Raw genomic sequence first — 17,779 nt, forward strand, 5'->3', positions numbered from 1 at the left:
GTCCGTACCGGCCCGCCCCGCTCGCCGCTGCCGCCCTCCGCGTCGCTCGCGACCGACCATTCCGGGCGGTCTGCCTGCAGTAGCGGGCGGACTGCCGGGCTAAAGTGCATGTGCCCTCGGCGCCAGCGCTTCACCCGTTCGGGTCCTCCGGACCTCGGCACAGCCGACCGCGACGGACGTGGTTGCGTCGCGGCGAACGGGGAATGCGCTGGCCGCTCGCTCCGGGCGGGTCGGCGCGCGGTGCTGATTGGGGCCACCTCATGCAGGCGCGCTCTCGCTCGCGCCCGGTAGGGCGCTCGCGAAGGCGCGAGCGAGAGCGCGCAGATGGTTCTGTCGGTCGTTGTCGTCGGAAAACCGCGATGTAGTAGCATCGCGGTGTCGGCGCGTGAGCGCCTTCAGTGGTACCTTGGTGTGATACCAATGTCTAGTAACAACGCTAGCGGAAAGGTCGTTTCGGTGGATGAACAGGCATTCGAGAAAGCGGGCGGTCAGGCGGTCGATGAAGACGGCTTCCCAGTCGTCGACGAGACGCCGGAGTTCCAGGCCGCGGTCGAGCAGGAGACGCAGGCGAAGGTGGATGCGAACCACCCGGATGGGATCGCGGACACGAGCGAAGACCGGATTCACGGTGTCACCCTCGAACAAGAGGAGCGCATTCGGGCGCGGGAAGCGGAACTGGAGCGCATCAGTGCCCAAGCCGAGCTGGGAACGCAGGAGGGCCGGGAGCAGCGTACGCGGGAGGTCGTCAGCGAACTGTGTGGCCGTGACGAGCCGGCGCCGACGGAGCGCACGGATCCCCGAGAGAAGGTGACGCAAGACGAACTCGCGAAGGTGAACAAGCAGGCGATGCGGATCAGCGACGAGGTGCAGGGCGGCTGGTCGAGAGCGGTCGTCGCGAAACAGCTGGCCGAGAAGGTGCAGCGCGGGCGGGACGTCACGAAGGCGGTGCTGGAGACCCTCGAGGAACTGAAGGCGGCGCCGGGTGCGATCGTACCCATCGCGGACGTGCCGGACGTCCCGGTCGGTGAAGTGACGGTTGAAGGAACTGTGCAGACCCTCTGGGAACCCTCCTCCACAAGCATCCAACAAGTCGGGCTGATAGCAGATGACAGCGGGAAAATAAAGTTCACCGTTTGGAACAAGAGCAACCAGACAGTGGTGCGTGAAGGTCAAAAGGTGCGGTTCCGAGCAGCAGCCAAGAACTGGTACGAAGGCCGGTGCTCAATTGCGCTAACCGGGTGGTCGGGTATCCACTTCCCGGAGCGCGGTCGGTGGTGGGAAGAATAGCCAGTCGACGTAACCTCCTTTTTTGCTGTGTGCCGGACCGACCCAGACCCCACCGCCCCACCCTCCGCTCCGTGCTCGCTTCGCTGCGCGCGCAGCCACGACCTCGGGTGTCGGTCTGAGATTTATCCCTGAAACCGGGGGAAACGGTGCGCGACCGGGCGTGTTTGTCCGACCCCACGAGGGGTGCGGGCGTGCCCAACGCTCGGATCTACGCATGAAAGTCAAAGGAGACTACACGTGCGACATCTGTGGCGAATCGTTCGAAACGAACGTCGAGATTGCCGGACATATGCGTTCCCATCAGGTATCGATACCTGCTGAAACGATCATCGACGAACTGCAGCGACTAGCCGAAGAGAAGGGACGAGTTCCAAAACAATCGGAAATCGAAGAAGAGACTGAATTCACAAAAGGCGCAGTGCGCTCAACGTTTGGGAGCTGGGACGAGGGATTGGAAGCTGCCGGACTTGACCCTCGAACAAACGGATATAGCGACGCAGAGATCATCGAGGAGCTACAACGAGTCGCCAGCCAGATCGGCCATTCGCCCTCACGAAATGAATGGCGAGAATTGGGGCGTGTCTCGGCCAACGCAGTCCAGACTCATTTCGGGTCGTGGAACGAGGGCCTCAGAGCAGCCAGCTTAGAGACGACCACACAGCAGACCGCCACAAAGGAGGATGTCATCGAGGCGATTCAGAACCTCGCCGCAGAAATCGGACGACCACCGAAGGCCCAAGAGATGGAACAGCACGGAGCGTGGTCGGTGAAAGTGGCCCAGCGATGCTTCGGCCGCTGGAATCGCGCGTTGCGCCGTGCAGGGTTCGAACCCCACAAACAATGGAGTGTCAGTGAAGAACAGCTCCATCGGGAGATCGAGCGCTTAGTCGATGAGCTAGGCCACGTTCCATCAACTATCGAAATGCGTGACTCTGGTCGCTACTCGGTTGGATCCTATGCCCGCCGGTATGGGACTTGGCAGGACGCCATCGAAGCGGCCGGGTTCGAGTATCCTGGCCGGCCAAGCGGCCCAGAGCATCCGCTCTGGAAGGGCGGCTACGGAGACATTTCGTACGGACCGAACTGGTACAGACAGCGCAAGCGTGCGCTGGAACGGGACGGCTTCGAGTGCCAGATGCCGGGCTGTCCGATTGACCGCGGGACCCACCAGGAACGCTGGAATCGTGACCTGAACGTCCACCACATTACGCCGCTTGGCGCATTCATCGATGCCGATGGAGTACTGGACTACGAACGGTCAAATCGGCTTGAGAACCTGATCACGCTCTGTCAGCGCCACCACACGATGTGGGAGGAGTTCGCCCCGCTCCAGCCGGATATTCGCTAACCGCGTCCGGTGGTGCTTATCGCCCCCAGCGATGGGTAGCGGGGGCACCACCTTCCCGTCCTACTATGACCGATGACACGACACTCACGGCCCGTGAACGGCTTCGCATTCACCTCCGCGAGGCCCGCCGCACGACCGACTCACCAATCGTGGAAGCACAGCTACAGGCCGCACTGGACGCCTGGAACGACCTGCCGCCGACACCGCTGCGAGAGTGTCCCGTCTGTGGAAAAGTCGGACTGCCAGAGCGGCTTCAGCAACACACGTGTAAGTCAAAGCGATAGAAGACAGCTAATCGTTGGACACGTCTCCGTTCGGTAATCCAAAAGAATAGTCATATTACATTCCAATTCTGATCCACATGTGTGTGCCGTGGTACTCGTAAACTGAGGTGTGACCCGTGTTAGTTGCAGCTGGGATCACCGCCTTTGGGCTCCTGTTAGTCGGAATCATCTCTTAGCTTTTCGGGTACCGACTAGGCGGCACGATCGCCATTCCCGTGCTGGCAGTCTATACCCTCAAAAACATCTGGATGCTGCCGATCTTCGTGCTAAGTACTATCCTCGCGTACCTCGGTCTGTGGATCGTAAAACAACGGACGCTGCTCTATGGTCGGGATGAACTACTCGTCGCGATGGGGATCGGGAGCGGCGTTCCACTACTACTGCTCGTGGGGTTCGGATCGTTATTCCCGGAGTCACTCCGGTCGGTTGTGTTTATTGGGAGTATTTTGCCCGGCCTTGCAGCGTACAACTACCACCAACTCAAACCAGAATACCGAATCTACGACCTGCTCACGGCAGCTGGACTCTACGCTGGGCTGGTAGCCTGTGGGTGGCTGCTCATCACGCCCGAGCTGGCGACGACACTGGGGGAGGTGACACCGCCAGCGCTCTACACGACGACGACCGACGTGGCAGTGTACAAGAACGCAGCGCTCCAGACCGAACTGGAGCCGACAATCTTGGCTCGACCCGTCGCAGTGGGGCTCTTCGTGCTCGGACTCTTCGTCTCTGAACGCGTCCGTGGGCGCTACGGGCTCCGGATGGGCCTGATCGCTCTCCCGCTCCTGGCGATCTATGCACTCGCGAGCAAATGGCTTGTCCTACTGTACGTAGTGATGCTCGCCCTCTCGTTCGGCTTCCTCTCGCTTGTCCATTACGTCACGCTCCTATATGGACGCGTCTTGATTTCGACCACCACGGCGTTCGCGCTCATCGCAGCGGTCCCCATCACGCTGCTGCTCCCGATCACACGGGGACTATCGGCGTATTTCGTTGCGATTCTCGCGGGGATCGGCGCGTATAATTGGCACACTGCTCCGGGGCCGAAACGCAGGCTCTTCATCCCGTTACAGCTTGGCACCTTCGCGGTAATGTTGCCGCTCGCGCGAGCGACGGGTCGCATCCTTCCACGGGGATTCCCTCAGCAGTTTGCGGTTCCACAACTCGCTGCGAGTGTGCTCGTCGCGGTCGTCTGTCTGGCGATTGTCGAGTATTACACCGTCTACCAGCCGTCGCACGACGACGTGTTCGAGTCGTCGATCCTCTCGGGCGGTGATCAAGAATGAACGAACAGGGGATGTTCGAAGTGGTGCGGAGTGAGGAAGGATGGCATTGGCGGCTTAGTGACGCCGACGTGTGTCTAGCGATCGGGACAGACCGATATGACACGCCACAAGCGGCACGGCAACGAATCGATCGTGTTCGTGACGCCGCGGCAGAACTCGAATCGTTCGAGCCCGACGAGTTCGAATACGTCGATACACCGTCAGACGGCGAGACACCGAAGCTTCGGGTGCGAGGTGACGAGTCACTCGAAATCTTCGAATGGACGCTCGAAGCCGATGGTGAGACACTCGCCGTTCCGAACTTTACCTACACCGAGCGAGCTACCGCTCGCGAAGCAATGCGGCGGTTTCGCCATCTCGCAACGGGAGCAATTCCGGTGTATCTGGTCGGTATCGAGGACGAAGCTGTCGAATATGACCCGTTCGAGGTTGGGATGTCGACCGTGCGTGGAGCGTTATCACTGTTGGCTCGCGGGCGGGAACACCGACAATTTCTTCAGAATATCGACACACGAATTGTGGTTTCAGGCATTCGCGGGAAGTCCTCAACGGTCAAGCGTCTCGATGACGTATTCCGGCGGCGAGGGTACGATACACTCACGAAAATTACTGGTAACCATCCACTGCTGATTCGCAACGGGGACGTCATCCCTATCGAACGGACGGGGCCGTACACGACACTATACGAAAATATCAACGTCTTGCGCGTGTTCGGCCCACAGCTTGAGTCATACACACCAGAGGACGTTGGTATCTTCGAGAATCAGGGAATTACCGAGTATACGACTCGCCTGATCAACAAACGATTCATCAAGCCCCACGTCGTCGTCATCGCGAACGTCCGGCAGGACCATCAGGATACGCTAGGCAAGACCGTCCGTGACCTCGCTCGGGCGTTCGCCCGGACAATTCCCCCAGGCACGAAGGTTGTCAATGGCGAGCAGAACCCAGTCCTTGCCGAATATATGCGCGAAGAGATCGAACAGCAGGGCGGTGAGATGCGACAGGTCACAATCCCGGACGATCAGCAGGGCCGGATCGGAGCCGAAACCGTCTACGCCGTTAATGACGTACTGCGATGGCTGGACATGGAGCCGGTACCGGAAGAACAGCTGAACGCGTATCTGGACGCCATCCAGCCAAGCTGGATTCGGCTCCCAAATGGACGTATATTCAATGGCGCCGAAATCAACGATATTGAGAGTACGGAGGCAACTCGGCAGTCGTTGGCTGGTAATACTCACGTCTTGCCGTTCGTCTACCTCCGGGCCGACCGTCGGAGCCGAACCGCTTCGTTCGCCAAGTACCTAAATACACTAGCCGAACGCGACTTGATTGAGCGAGCGTGTGCTGGTGGCGCGTTCACGGGAGTGTTTGCTTCGAATGTCGATGTCCCGGTGACCGAACATGATCGAGACGAAGACGCCGGTGAGGTACTTGACGATATGCTCGAAGAAGGCTATCCCGTATTAACGATGGGGAACACAGTCGATGACTTCATGCGAGATTTAGAAGACGAAATCACAACGCGAGCGACGAAAGTCGCTATTGAGGAAGCCGACTGAGAGTTTCCGGGATTCTATTGTGCCTCTCGGAATAAAATAACAGACCGCTGTGCTCTGTTGAATCCGATGACGGCACGGGGAGTACGATCTCTGAAGGCACGGTTATCTCGCTCTCCGTCGTCAAGGAGTTGGATCGATTTATTCAGAGGTCTTGATCTTCTTCCTCTCTGCCAAGAGTCTATCTCTGAATTCTCTTGGCAGCGCTCCTAGACCGAGTACAGAGTGGCCCTATCCCGCCGCCTTCTGCGGATTCAACGGAGCAGAACACAGTAAGATTCGACCTTGGTTCCCTGTCGAGATCTGATAACGAAGAACGCCTCCGACACATCGTTGAAGTCAAATATGTAGAGAAGACAAACAAACTAAGATGAATAGAAGAGGGTACTTGGGACTTTCAGCCGCTGGAATGACCTCTCTTGCTGGATGTTCTCACCGACTTCGGAAAATAGTCTCAGATAGCGATAGCGTCAAGACGGCGGCTACCGGGACCGTCACCACAGGGAGCGATCCGCTAACAAACGCGTCGGTGACCGCTTATCGGAACGGCAGCGAAATCACACAAACTACCACCGATGTTGATGGGTCATACGATATTTCTCTCGGCGGCTTCCCAGCTTGGGTTCGCTTCGACCACCCAGAGTACAATTCAGTTACGAGAGCACTCTCACCAGGATCGACGAGGAACGTCACACTAAAATCGGGAGAGGGAGCAGTCAGCTTAGCGTTCGGTGGAGACGCGATGTTTGGACGGCGGTACTACGAACCAAGAGACGATCCGCTTCGATTTTACTATCGGTTACAACCGGGTGACCGCCGTGATTCTCATGACCGACTACTCAATTCGGTCTCGCCGCTCCTCGAAGACGCAGATATTACATCAATAAACCTTGAGACGCCGCTAACGACATCAGAATGGCGACACCCGTCGAAGGCGTTTGTTTTCACCAGCCATCCAGTCGCTGCAGCGGCGATGGCTGATGCCGGCATCGATTACGCGGCACTTGCGAACACACATGCCTTCGATGCTCTCACACCGGGGCTCGAAGAGACAATAACAGCTCTCGATGAGGCCGAGGTTGCTCACTCCGGTGCCGGTTTAGAGCCCTCCACCGCTATCTCCCCGGCCGTTCTCGAACGTGATGGGGTAACCGTTGGCTTCGTTTCAGTAACGACGACAGCGGGCAGACAGTATGACCGCAACTGGGCGGCTGATGAGACGACTGCGACGTACACAGTCAACCGTGACGGCGAAACGCTCAGGGTCCAGGATCGTGCGGGAGTCGCTGAAGCGACGCCCGAAACGATCCGTGCCGGCGTACAGGCTGCGACCGAACGTGCGGATGTAGTCGTGACACAGATTCACGGCGGCGAGGAATACCAACGGACGCCTACACAGGAACTTCAAGATCTGGCTGATACCGCGATCGCTGCTGGCTCAGACTTAGTAGTAAACCATCACCCACACGTGTCGGGAGGGCTTGAGACGCGTGACGGCGCGTTGATCGCGTGGTCGATGGGTAACCTCTTTTTTGACCAAAACTTGTGGACCACATATCGATCGTTCGTCCTACAGGTGACTGTAACTCAGAACGGAGTACAGTCGGCACGAGCGGAACCGATCCTCATTGAAGGATACGCTCCACGGGGCGTGACCGGACCACTCCGAAACAGGCTGACATGGGAACTCGCCGGACTCTCAGACAGTTCGTTCACGATCGCTGATGATACACTAACCTACCAGCCTAGTGTCGAACGCCCCCCACGAGAACAATTAACCCTCGATGGTGGAATCCAACGCAGAGTGCGTGGGTGGATCACTGACTCTGATGACTCAGTACAGGTCGGTCGTGAACGATTCATTACCGGGTCGTTCGATGATCACGACGTTGACAGCGACGCGTACGAGGGAACCTTGTGGCGCTACGGCCGTGAATCACGTAGCAGTGATCAACCGATTGGCCAGAATGATTCTGGCGGGATCGAACTTGTCCGTGTTCGAGCAAACGAGAATCGAGCATTACTGTCACCATGGAACCGTCTGCCGGTTTCCAATAAGGAGTTCACACTATCAGGAACATACCGAACGAACGCGGAGGGAGAGCTACGCCTACTAGTCTCGTGGTACGACGATACATCTGGGAGTTCGTTCCAATCACAGGAAATGCCGCTGGCGCCAACAGAGCGTGAATGGGCTAATTTCTCAGTTGAATTAGAGCGTCCTGTCGATGCCACACATATCGATGTTTTCCTGTTCTTGAGTCCGCCTGACGGTGTCAATGTCCTGCGGGCAGCGTTTGACTCGTTAAGTCTCGTTGAATGGGAACCGGCTGATGTCAAAGGCGGCAGGCAGTTCGATACTATCCGAGGTCCATCGGGGGCAACCATCCACACAATCCCGGTTGGCGGCGAGGTGCGCTGGCAGTGATCGTCGCCGTCATCGTCACCGCGTTCGGGCTCCTCGCAGTGGCAGGATTGACACAGGTATACGGGTACCGACTTGGCGGTACAATTGCGATACCAATTCTCGCAGTGTACACCCTCAAAAGCTTTGTAATGTTCCCAATTTACGTTCTTAGTAGTGCCGTCGCGTATCTTGGACTCGGGCTGTTGAAGAATAAGACATTGATTTACGGCCGGGATGAACTGATCTACGCAATCTTAATTGGGAGCCTGATACCGGTCACAATCTTCCAGACATTCGGCTTTCTCATCCAAGATCTCTTCCAGACAGTTGTGTTTATCGGGAGTATTCTGCCTGGCCTTGCCGCATACAACTATCACCAGCTTGATGACGAGACCCGTTATTGGGATCTACTGACTGCGGCGGTGGTGTTCGTATGTTTGTTCGGGCTTGGCTGGTTCCTTGTCTCGGCAGAGTTCGCACCCACCCTTGCGACTGCCGCCCCCATTACGCTCTACTCCCGTACAGCAGATGTGGCAACCTGGAAAGGTGTCGCCGTCAGTGAGCCCCTGTCGCCGGTCATCCTCCCTCGGCTTGTAACCGTGTTGTTGTTCGCGGTTGGAATGCTCTTGTCAGAGCGTGTCCGTGAGCGGTACGACATCCGAATTGGAGTTGTTTCGGTGGCACTACTTGCGATCTTTTCGCTCGCTGACCGCCGACTCGTCTTTCTATACATTTGTCTCCTCGTTATTTCATATATTGCTGTACAACTGGTTCATCGTTCGTCGTTGTTGTACGGGCGTGTGCTCGTCGGCATTGGCGCAGCGTTTGGCATCGTCGCAGCCATACCGTTATCGATTGAACTGGGGATTACACGTGGTCTTTCAGCGTTCTTTGTCGGTATCTTAGCGGGGGTAAACGCGTACAACATTCACGTCGCAGAGCCGGCTAGTCGACGGCTGTTCGTCCCCCTTCAGTTTGGATCGTTCGTCTTCTTGCTGTGCTTGACTCGACTCACCGGAGCAGTCCTTCCAAGGGGATTTCCCCGCCAATTTGGTCTCACTGAGATAATAGTCGGCCTGAGCATCGTCGCCGTGTGCTTCGGATATGTTGAGTGGCGAACGATCCGAAAACCCGACGAAGAGGAAATTTCTGAGCGGTCTATTCTGAATCAGCCTGATAATAGCCAAGATGCTGCCGCACTCAACAATGAAACGTCACGAGAGATAGATACATGACCCGTGATAGCCGGTTCGAGGTGTACGATACCTCAGCGGGGTGGCGATGGAGATTGCGAACCAACAGTCTCGTTTTAACCCAGTCTACAGAGACGTTTTCTTCACCCGAACAGGCTCGCGCGGCAGTTAATCACGTCCGGGCAGCGGCATCTGTCATCGAAGATCTGCCGGAGCAACAGTTCAATGGCACTCCGGCGAGTGACCAGGTTACTGATGTACAGTGTATGACCGTCAATAATGGCGGCCAGTACGAGTGGGTGCTTGTTGATGGTGACAATGTACTTGCGCGGTCGACCAAGGCATACGAGGCCAAATCCGATGGTGTGACGGCAGCTAAGTCATTCTGTTCGGTTGCCAGCGTTACAGAAACCGCGTTCCTCCTTCGAAACCAGAACCAACAGTCATCAGCGTTTGATGTCGGCTCAACCTCTGTACTAGCGGCGCTTCGTTCCCTAGTTACGCTCCCAATTCGGGGATTCAAACACCGTCGGACGATCCAGAAGATAGACACACGGATAGTTGTCTCTGGCATTCGTGGGAAATCTTCGACTAGTCGCCGACTTGACGACGTGTTCAGGCGACGGGGATATGACACATTAACAAAAATTACTGGGAATCAACCCCACCTAATCCACAACGGTGGTGTAGTCCCGTTGAACCGCGAAGGACCCAGAACAACCCTATATGAGAATATCAATGTTTTTCGAGAGTACGTCCCCAAGCTCGCGAAATATTCCCCAGAAGATGTCGCAATTTTTGAGAATCAAGGAATTACGGAGTATACAACACGTTTGATTAATGAATCATTCCTAGACCCCCACGTTATTGTCCTGACTAATATTCGGCGTGACCATCAAGACACGCTTGGCGAAACCCGAGCCGAAATCGCACGGTCGTTTGCCAAATCAGTTCCACCTAATACCCACATCGTGTGCGGTGAACAGCATCCGGTCATCTATGAGTATCTGGAACGTGAGATCACGGCCACGGGGGCGACGATCGAACAAGTAGCAATCCCACAAGAGCACGAGGGGCTACTTGGGGCGGAGACAGCTCACGCGGTGAACCACACTCTTACGGCTGTTGGTGAATCTCCTGTTCCTTCGGATGAGATCCAAGCGTATCTCGAGGAGATTCAGCCCGCATGGACTACTGTCCCGAACGGGCTCATTTTTAATGCAGCGGAGGTGAACGACGTCGAGAGTACTGAAGCGGTTAGACAAGCTCTTGAGAACTCTGATCGTATTACACCATTTGTATTCTTGCGGCCAGACCGACGCGGTCGAACTGCCTCCTTCGTTTCGTACTTCGATCACCTTGCTGACCAGGGGATCATCGACGCTGGATACGTGATGGGTAGTGACAGTTCCGTATTCGCGAAAGAAACGAAGTGCGAGGTCACGGAGATAGACGTTGACGCCGATCCAGAAGCTGTGTTAGACCGGCTGCTCCATCACGATCGGCCCGTGATACTTATGGGGAACACTGTTGACGAGTTCATGCGAGAGATCGATTCAGAAATCGACTCGCGAGCACAGGGCAGATCGGGGGTTGAAAGGCCAGATGAAGTCCCAGTTTCGTAGTTCTCACGCGATTTTTTCATAGCCACCTATTGTGTCTTAATGACTCGCAGCGTTTCTCCCCTTCCCCACTGTTTCCCGGTAAATGACCGAGTGTTTGTACCACAAAAGTACTGGTTCACCTCGAAATGCAGGCGGACCGAGAGCTGCTACTCGCTCGCTCCTGCGGCGTTGGAACCGACCGCTGGCGCTCAAAAATCTACACTGATGAGTGCGTCTCTAGAGTCGGCCGCACCCTCAACAGTGGTAGTCAAGCTGTGGATCCTTAGTCCCCTTCGGAGTCAACGGTAAATACATCGGCTCTATTAGTCGGGTACACTACGGTGACCCAAGCACCTCATTCTGAGCCACTATCAAGCTGAATCGGGGTCGGTACTCGATACCGTTTATTTGCCCCTCAATGGGTGAGGGGCTCGCTGTACTGGAGGGTTCCCGAAACACGGTGAAATGATGGCAACGAGAGATATCTACGAAACTGGCTTCGACGAAGACGTCCAAACGGAGGCGAGCGCGAACCAGTGTCCCGAGTGTGACGGACACGTCACTACGAACGTCAAGGAAACGGTCTGCGAGGACTGTGGACTCGTTATCGAGGAACAACGTATCGATCACGGGCCCGAGTGGCGAGCGTACGATGTAGAGGAGCGCGAGCGAACAGGCGCACCGCTGACTGCGGCCCGCCACGATCGAGGCCTCTCGACGGAGATCGGCCACGGCACTGATGCACACGGGAACGAGCTCTCAGGGCAGAAGCGCCGGCGGCTGGCCCGGATGCGACGTGAGCAGACCCGTGGTCGCTGGCGGTCGAAAGCAGAACGGAATCTCGCACACGGGCTGGGCGAGGTGCGCCGGCTGGCGAGTGCGCTCGAACTCTCCGAGTCGATTCGTGACCAGGCGTGCCAGCTCTTCCGGAGCGCTCAGACCGAGGATCTGCTTCGTGGCAGGTCCATCGAAGCCATCGGCGCAGCGAGCATCTACGGTACCTGCCGATGTAACCAACATCCGCTTCTCCTCGAGGACATCGTCGGCGCCGCCCGAGTCGAGTCCACTCGTGTCACCAACGCCTACCGAACACTGAATCGCGAATTGGAGTTGCCGACACCACCAATACGCCCGGCGTCGTTCATTCCGCGGCTGATCTCGGCGCTGGAGTTGGACCACGACATTCGCCGACGCGCGAATGAACTCGCAGAATGCGCCGAGGAGACAGCTCTCACGAACGGCTGTCAGCCATCGGGCGTCGCGGCCGCCTGCGTCTATCTGGCTGCCCAAGATCAGGGCACGTTGATTACCCAATCCACCGTCGCGTCGGCAGCAGAGGTGTCAGTCGTGACACTCCGAAGCCGGCGGGACGAACTCCAAGCCATCTGAGACGCCTCCGGGAGAAGAGTACCTACATACAGGCAGAGAGTCTACCAAGGAGTATGGACCTCGAAGAGACTGTCGAGTATCTGTCGACAGAACTCGATATCGAGCGGAGTGAGCACGTTCGCGAGGTCGGTCGAGCGGTCGCCGAGCTCCGTGACTGACTCGGTCTCAGGCGGTCAGATTTATCCCGTCGTCGCCGAATCCGTCCCCGCATTTCCTCACCCTTGAGTTTAAATACCAAACCGGGGGAAACGCGGAGCGAATCGATGACTGACCACAACTCAGACCGAGAGGCGTTCCAACCTGTCGGGGAGGGCGCTCTGGTGCCGGACCCAGCGCTGGATCAGCCAGCAGACGGCCAGCCAAGCCGCCAGCGTGAGGCCTCGCATTCGGGTGGGTATCCGGATGGAACTACCGACACGGACCGAGCCTGTATCTCCTGTGGCGCATCGATCCCGGCGTCGCAAGGAAAATGCCGGTTCTGTCTCGAACACGAACTCGACGCCGCGTCAGCGTCGGATGCTGCGAGTTCCGAGCAGACACTCCGTGGTGTGATCCACTTCCTCGTCGAATCCGGGACGTTCTACGGCGCCGTGGCAAAGGGAGCAGCCGCAGCGACACTTCTCACGGCCGGTCACGAGGAGCCGATCGACGACTGTACGCTCATCTACGATCTCGACGACGAGCCCGCACCTCAGCTAACCGAGCGTTGGCCTACGCTCTCCGCTGCTGCCGAGGTGACCTCAGCGGCTGGCGACGCGTTGCTATCAGCGGCCCGTGAGCGGACAGGGGAAGAAGATGGGAGGAACAATCGCACTCAGAAGGAGATTCCACGCGTCTATGACGAGTGTGGCCAGGGAATTCGTGATGAGTCGTCCCTCGAGCACACGCTCGACGACGGCGACCAGCTGTGGATCGTCCCAGCAGTCGCTGTTGAAACAGTTCCTCGTGAAACGGAATCCACCAGTACCGGAGCCGAAATCCCGACCGTGACAGCCCTGGAGTGCCAGCACTGTACGAAAGAAACAGAACATCGATTTAGGACACGCGAGTCGCTCCCTGACGAGACCTGGACGGGCCAACCAATCTGGGAGTGCCAGGTTTGTAGCACAGGTCGCTACGGGCCTGCTCCCGAATAGGGCAGGAACGAGGCCAGTTTTAACCAACAATATCCGGTGTAAATGGATTTTGTTGGTTAATACGGTGAGTACCCTCAAGTCCGACATCAGTCACGACGGGTGTTCATCCGGCCTTGTTCGCAGCGGCCTGTCTCTCGAAGGCCGGTCGCTAGGAGGGGCGATGGCTGATGCAATCCGAGGTTGCAGGGGCCGCTAATAACTCACCGACAGCGATTCGGAACCATCGAGACACACTACAACAGCTGGACGAAGAACACAGGGTGGGCACCAAGGGCAATACACAGACACGAGCGGTATCTCCAAAAAGCAAGGGTTAGATATGCGTTGTAACAGAGGGTATCGACAATGGACGAGGACACGGAGTCAATCGGCTCTGTTGAAATCCTCGGAGGGTTACAGGTTCACATAGTAGTCTGATCGTATGGAAGTCCTCCCGAAGTCGCGGTTGCTCCGGTTCGTTGAGCAGGCGTACCACTTGGCTCGGCGAGCTGTTGCCCGCTACTCCTCGAAGTTCTCGAAACGTCGCTACACACTCCACCAACACATCGTCTTGCTCTGCCTCAAAGTTCGGAAGAATACGACGTACCGGATGCTTCTTGACGAACTCATCGAGATGCCCCGGATTCGAAGAGCCATCGATCTTGAGGAACTCCCGTTGCCCTCAACGCTATGCAAAGCGTTCAACCGACTCGATATGGCAGTCTGGCGGGTTCTTCTTAATCTCTCAGTTACGCTTCTCCCAACCAACGGTGTCGTCGGGATCGACGCTTCCGGGTTCGACCGCAGTCATGCCTCGAAGCACTACACGAAGCGAACGAAGTTGACAATTCAGCAGTTGAAAGTCACGCTTCTCGTGGACACGAGGGTGAATGCTATCCTTGACGTACACGTGACGACAACACGAAAACACGACTCGAAGATCGCGCCGTCGCTCATCAAGCGGAATACCGATTATGTAGCGGTTCTCCTCGGCGACAAAGGATACGATGATCAGAAGATTCGCACTTTAGCCCGTGAAGCTGGTGTTCGACCGCTCATCAAGCACCGCGAGTTCTCGTCTCTTCACAAAGCGTGGAATGCTCGGTTGGATGCCGATCTTTACGGTCAGCGCAGTCAGAACGAGACGGTGAACTCTCGGATTAAACGGAAGTACGGTGCGTTCGTCCGCTCACGGTACTGGTGGAAGCAGTTCCGTGAACTCGTTGTCGGCTGTCTCACTCATAACATCGACAAGGCACTCTGAACGTTAGATATAGAGGGTGTACCTCACAGGCGGGTGAGAAACTCACTGATCTCCGTCAGTAGCGGTGTGACCGATACAGAGATCTCTTCTATTGGAGAGAAAACCCGGGTTCAAAATACATACATGGGTACTGGCCACATTACGACTAATGGAAGAAGATACGACGCCCCGAGAGAAGGATAAACACGGGGCTGACTGGTATCGGACGCTCGTTGAGGAGGTGAATGATCTCGCAACAGTCGTTGATCCCGACGGGACGATAACCTACGTCAGTCCGGCTGTCACACGGGTGCTCGGCTACGACCCCGACGACTTGATTGGTCATGAAGGATACGAGTTTGTCCATCCCGAGGACCGAGAACGAAACGCCGACGCGCTGGAGGCAGTTCTCTCGGACCCATCTGAATCCGAGACTGTCGAGGTCCGGTTCCGCCACGCCGACGGCTCGTGGCGCTGGATCGAAGCCACAATGCGGAATCGACTTGACGACGACATCATCGATGGGATCCTCCTTAGCAGTCGGGATATCACGGAGCGAAAGGAGTACGAGGCCGAAGCCCGGGAACTTGCCGAAGAGTACGAAGCCCTGTTGAACAACGTCGAGGATGCCATCTTTCTCATCAACGTCGAAAAACGAGAGGAGAGTGTCCGATTTGAATTCGAACGCCTCAGTCCCTCCTACGAGCGGCAAACCGGAATTATAACAGAGGACGTACAGGGCCAGACACCGCGTGATGTGTTCGGCGAGGAGCAGGGGGCTGAGTTAGAAGCGAACTACCACCGCTGTGTCAACGCCGGCGAGCCTATCTCGTATCAAGAGGAGCTCCGGGTAGATGAGGGAGCACGTTTCTGGCAGACGAAACTCGCGCCGGTGGTCAATGACGGTGAAATCACGCGCCTGATCGGGGTCACTCGGAACGTGACTGAACGCGTCGAACGAGAGCGACAATTACGTCAGCAGAACGAGCGCCTCGAAGAGTTTGCAAGTGTTGTTTCCCACGATTTGCGGAACCCGCTCAATGTCGCACAAGGTCGTGCAACGCTCCTCGACGAGCAGGTCGAAAGTGATCATCTCAAGCCACTTGTCCGAGCGCTCGACCGGATGGAGGCAATCGTTGAGGACACGTTGACGCTTGCTCGTCAGGGCGACACGATTAGCGAAACCGAGTCGGTCAGCCTGACTGACCTCGTCGGGAAGTGCTGGGGGACAGTAGACACGGAGGACGCAAATATCGAGATCGTCGATGAGATGACTTTCGAAGGTGATCCCGATCGGCTACGGCACGTGTTCGAGAACTTGTTCCGCAACGCTGTTGAACACGGTGGGTCCGACGTGACCGTCCGTGTGGGTTGTCACGATGAACAGGGAATCTATGTTGAAGACGATGGGCCAGGAATTCCAGTCGAAAAGCGTGACGAAGTGTTCGAGCCTGGTCATTCGTCAGCACGGGGTGGGACTGGTTTCGGGTTGACCATCGTAAAACGGATTGTGGAAGCCCATGGCTGGGAATTGTCTATAACCGATGGAACCGATGGTGGAGTGCGGTTTGAGATTGAGATGGCGAAGCAGAAAGACTTCGCGTGAGTGCTTAGACAAGGTCTGTCACCTATGCATCGAACAGTGCGGTAGTTAATCGATGGTAGCGTGTATGAGGTGCTCGCTATGTATTCAGCAGGATCCCTAAAACCTATCACCGACTGAGGATTTCAACAAGGCCAGTCAATCAGCTATTTGTCGGCTGCTGATATCCGTGACATCCACGAGTTGATCGTGGAGTCAAATGCGGAGACAACCGCTGGTGTCGCCTCACCAGGCGATATTGAATACACCGTTGAACATATTCAGGAAGGCCATTTCGGTCAGGTTCCCGAATCGATCCACGAGAAGGCATTTCAGCTGTTGCGGCTCATCGCGGCGAATCATCCATTCGTCGACGGCAACAAGCGAACAGCCCTTATGTCGACCCGAATTTTCTACGCGCTGAATGGCCGCCGCTTTGACTACGATCGGGAGGTCAAAGAGACCCTAAAGGCGCTCGCGACAGATGAGGGCAGTGTCGATGCGGACGACGTGATCGAGTATCTACGAGCGCACACAGAGCCACTGGCGCCGGAATATGAGGCGACCATCAACCTGTGGCTGGCACGAATTGAAGACACAGACCAGCTACCGGCGGACCACGACACTGTCGACCAGGAATCCCACGAACCGAACGATTATGATGACGACCCGCATAGTGAGGAGTAAGAATGGCCGCTGAAAGTGACCAGCCCGAGATTCCGGATGGGATGTCCCCCGAGGAGGCACGGCAGTACCTCATCCGGTTCCTCGGCCGCCAGGACCTCGACGAGCACGAGGAAATCTACGACGAACTCGCGACTGAGTAGGACTATCTCTTCGCTGCGGGCTCTACCATTACGCCGGCCAGCCGAGCGATATCGGTCTTCCAGCCCTCCAGCGATCGTCGCTACCGCCGCCGGGAACTGCTGTAGTCCGTCATCTGTTCGCGAGCGGCTTCGACATCCGAGTAGAGTGCCAACGCATGCTTGATGAGCCGCCGGTCTTCCAGATTCTCCTCCCAGCGCGTGACGACATCGCGGCGTTCCTGAAGTTTGGCACTTGAGAGCGACCCATCAGCAAGCGACTGTTCGAGGTCTTCCCACGTCTCGACGTCGTAGGTCGCCTGCCACTCCTCGATCTCCTTGGTAATCGCGGCCAATTCGCTCCGCAACTCCTCGCGGGTGTTTTCCTCGATGAGCGTGCGGATCTCCTCGAAGAGCAGTCGCGTGTAGTTCGGCTGGTAGCGCGTGGTCTCGCCGGCCTCGACGCGACGCAGCTGGCCTTGGTCGACGAGATCCTGGAGTTCCTCGTTGGTCGTACTCCAGGCGGCGTCGGCCTGCTCGCTGATCCAGTTAACCGACCGCGGTTCGCGAAGCGTCTCGGCGACCGCCCGAATACGGTCGCGGGCACTCATCGACTCAGCCCACGTCTGGACGCCATCTCGCGGGGATTCGGACATGCTTGGCACCTCTTGCAACA

The 17,779-nt window shown here is 57.0% G+C and carries 13 protein-coding genes and 2 pseudogenes; 14 read left to right on the forward strand and 1 reads right to left on the reverse strand.

Translation table 11 applies throughout. The annotated features are described in order from the left end of the window. Nucleotides 1-420: 420 nt before the first annotated feature. The 14 genes and pseudogenes from NBT67_RS17655 (at nucleotide 421) to NBT67_RS17720 (ending at nucleotide 17,127) form a co-directional block, all read left to right on the forward strand. Nucleotides 421-1,287, forward strand: a complete 867-nt coding sequence (locus NBT67_RS17655; RefSeq protein WP_251344721.1) for a DNA-binding protein — start codon at nucleotides 421-423, stop codon at nucleotides 1,285-1,287. A gap of 214 nt (nucleotides 1,288-1,501) precedes the next feature. Then, a complete protein-coding gene (locus tag NBT67_RS17660; protein ID WP_251344722.1) occupies nucleotides 1,502-2,635 on the forward strand; it encodes a homing endonuclease associated repeat-containing protein in 1,134 nt (377 codons plus the stop codon). 475 nt (nucleotides 2,636-3,110) lie between these two features. Next, nucleotides 3,111-4,205, forward strand: a pseudogene (locus NBT67_RS17665) (poly-gamma-glutamate biosynthesis protein PgsC/CapC); the annotation flags it as partial. Further along, the gene (locus tag NBT67_RS17670; RefSeq protein WP_251344724.1) at nucleotides 4,202-5,770 is read left to right on the forward strand and encodes a Mur ligase; all 1,569 of its coding nucleotides are present in this window, start codon (nucleotides 4,202-4,204) and stop codon (nucleotides 5,768-5,770) included. The pseudogene NBT67_RS17665 and the gene NBT67_RS17670, both read left to right, overlap by 4 nt. A 367-nt stretch (nucleotides 5,771-6,137) precedes the next feature. After that, complete coding sequence (locus NBT67_RS17675; RefSeq protein WP_082224202.1) at nucleotides 6,138-8,195, forward strand: CapA family protein; 2,058 nt, start codon at nucleotides 6,138-6,140, stop codon at nucleotides 8,193-8,195. Next, nucleotides 8,192-9,409 (forward strand): poly-gamma-glutamate biosynthesis protein PgsC/CapC, encoded by a 1,218-nt coding sequence (locus NBT67_RS17680; protein ID WP_251344725.1) that lies wholly within the window; start codon nucleotides 8,192-8,194, stop codon nucleotides 9,407-9,409. Before NBT67_RS17675 ends, NBT67_RS17680 begins: the two co-directional genes overlap by 4 nt. 224 nt (nucleotides 9,410-9,633) lie before the next feature. After that, the gene (locus NBT67_RS17685; RefSeq protein WP_237738309.1) at nucleotides 9,634-10,992 is read left to right on the forward strand and encodes a hypothetical protein; all 1,359 of its coding nucleotides are present in this window, start codon (nucleotides 9,634-9,636) and stop codon (nucleotides 10,990-10,992) included. Between the two features lie 447 nt (nucleotides 10,993-11,439). Continuing rightward, complete coding sequence (locus tag NBT67_RS17690; RefSeq protein WP_251344726.1) at nucleotides 11,440-12,360, forward strand: transcription initiation factor IIB; 921 nt, start codon at nucleotides 11,440-11,442, stop codon at nucleotides 12,358-12,360. A gap of 263 nt (nucleotides 12,361-12,623) precedes the next feature. Continuing rightward, nucleotides 12,624-13,496, forward strand: a complete 873-nt coding sequence (locus NBT67_RS17695; RefSeq protein WP_251344727.1) for a biosurfactant protein 1 — start codon at nucleotides 12,624-12,626, stop codon at nucleotides 13,494-13,496. Nucleotides 13,497-13,585: 89 nt separating this feature from the next. Further along, nucleotides 13,586-13,813: pseudogene (locus NBT67_RS17700) on the forward strand (hypothetical protein); the annotation flags it as partial. 104 nt (nucleotides 13,814-13,917) lie between these two features. Next, nucleotides 13,918-14,739, forward strand: coding sequence for an IS5 family transposase (locus NBT67_RS17705; RefSeq protein ID WP_251344728.1), 822 nt, complete (start codon nucleotides 13,918-13,920; stop codon nucleotides 14,737-14,739). 148 nt (nucleotides 14,740-14,887) lie between these two features. After that, nucleotides 14,888-16,324, forward strand: a complete 1,437-nt coding sequence (locus NBT67_RS17710; RefSeq protein ID WP_251344729.1) for a PAS domain S-box protein — start codon at nucleotides 14,888-14,890, stop codon at nucleotides 16,322-16,324. Nucleotides 16,325-16,504: 180 nt separating this feature from the next. After that, nucleotides 16,505-16,987, forward strand: a complete 483-nt coding sequence (locus NBT67_RS17715) for a type II toxin-antitoxin system death-on-curing family toxin (protein WP_425498961.1) — start codon at nucleotides 16,505-16,507, stop codon at nucleotides 16,985-16,987. A gap of 2 nt (nucleotides 16,988-16,989) precedes the next feature. Beyond that, nucleotides 16,990-17,127: a hypothetical protein gene (locus tag NBT67_RS17720; RefSeq protein WP_251344730.1), complete on the forward strand. Its 138-nt coding sequence runs from the start codon at nucleotides 16,990-16,992 to the stop codon at nucleotides 17,125-17,127. Nucleotides 17,128-17,207: 80 nt separating this feature from the next. On the opposite strand, the gene NBT67_RS17725 is transcribed toward NBT67_RS17720, so the two are convergent. Beyond that, the gene (locus tag NBT67_RS17725; protein WP_251344731.1) at nucleotides 17,208-17,759 is read right to left on the reverse strand and encodes a DUF7342 family protein; all 552 of its coding nucleotides are present in this window, start codon (nucleotides 17,757-17,759) and stop codon (nucleotides 17,208-17,210) included. Nucleotides 17,760-17,779: the final 20 nt, after the last annotated feature.

The sequence above is a fragment of the Haloplanus sp. GDY1 genome (assembly GCF_023703775.1).
Classification (GTDB): domain Archaea; phylum Halobacteriota; class Halobacteria; order Halobacteriales; family Haloferacaceae; genus Haloplanus; species Haloplanus halophilus.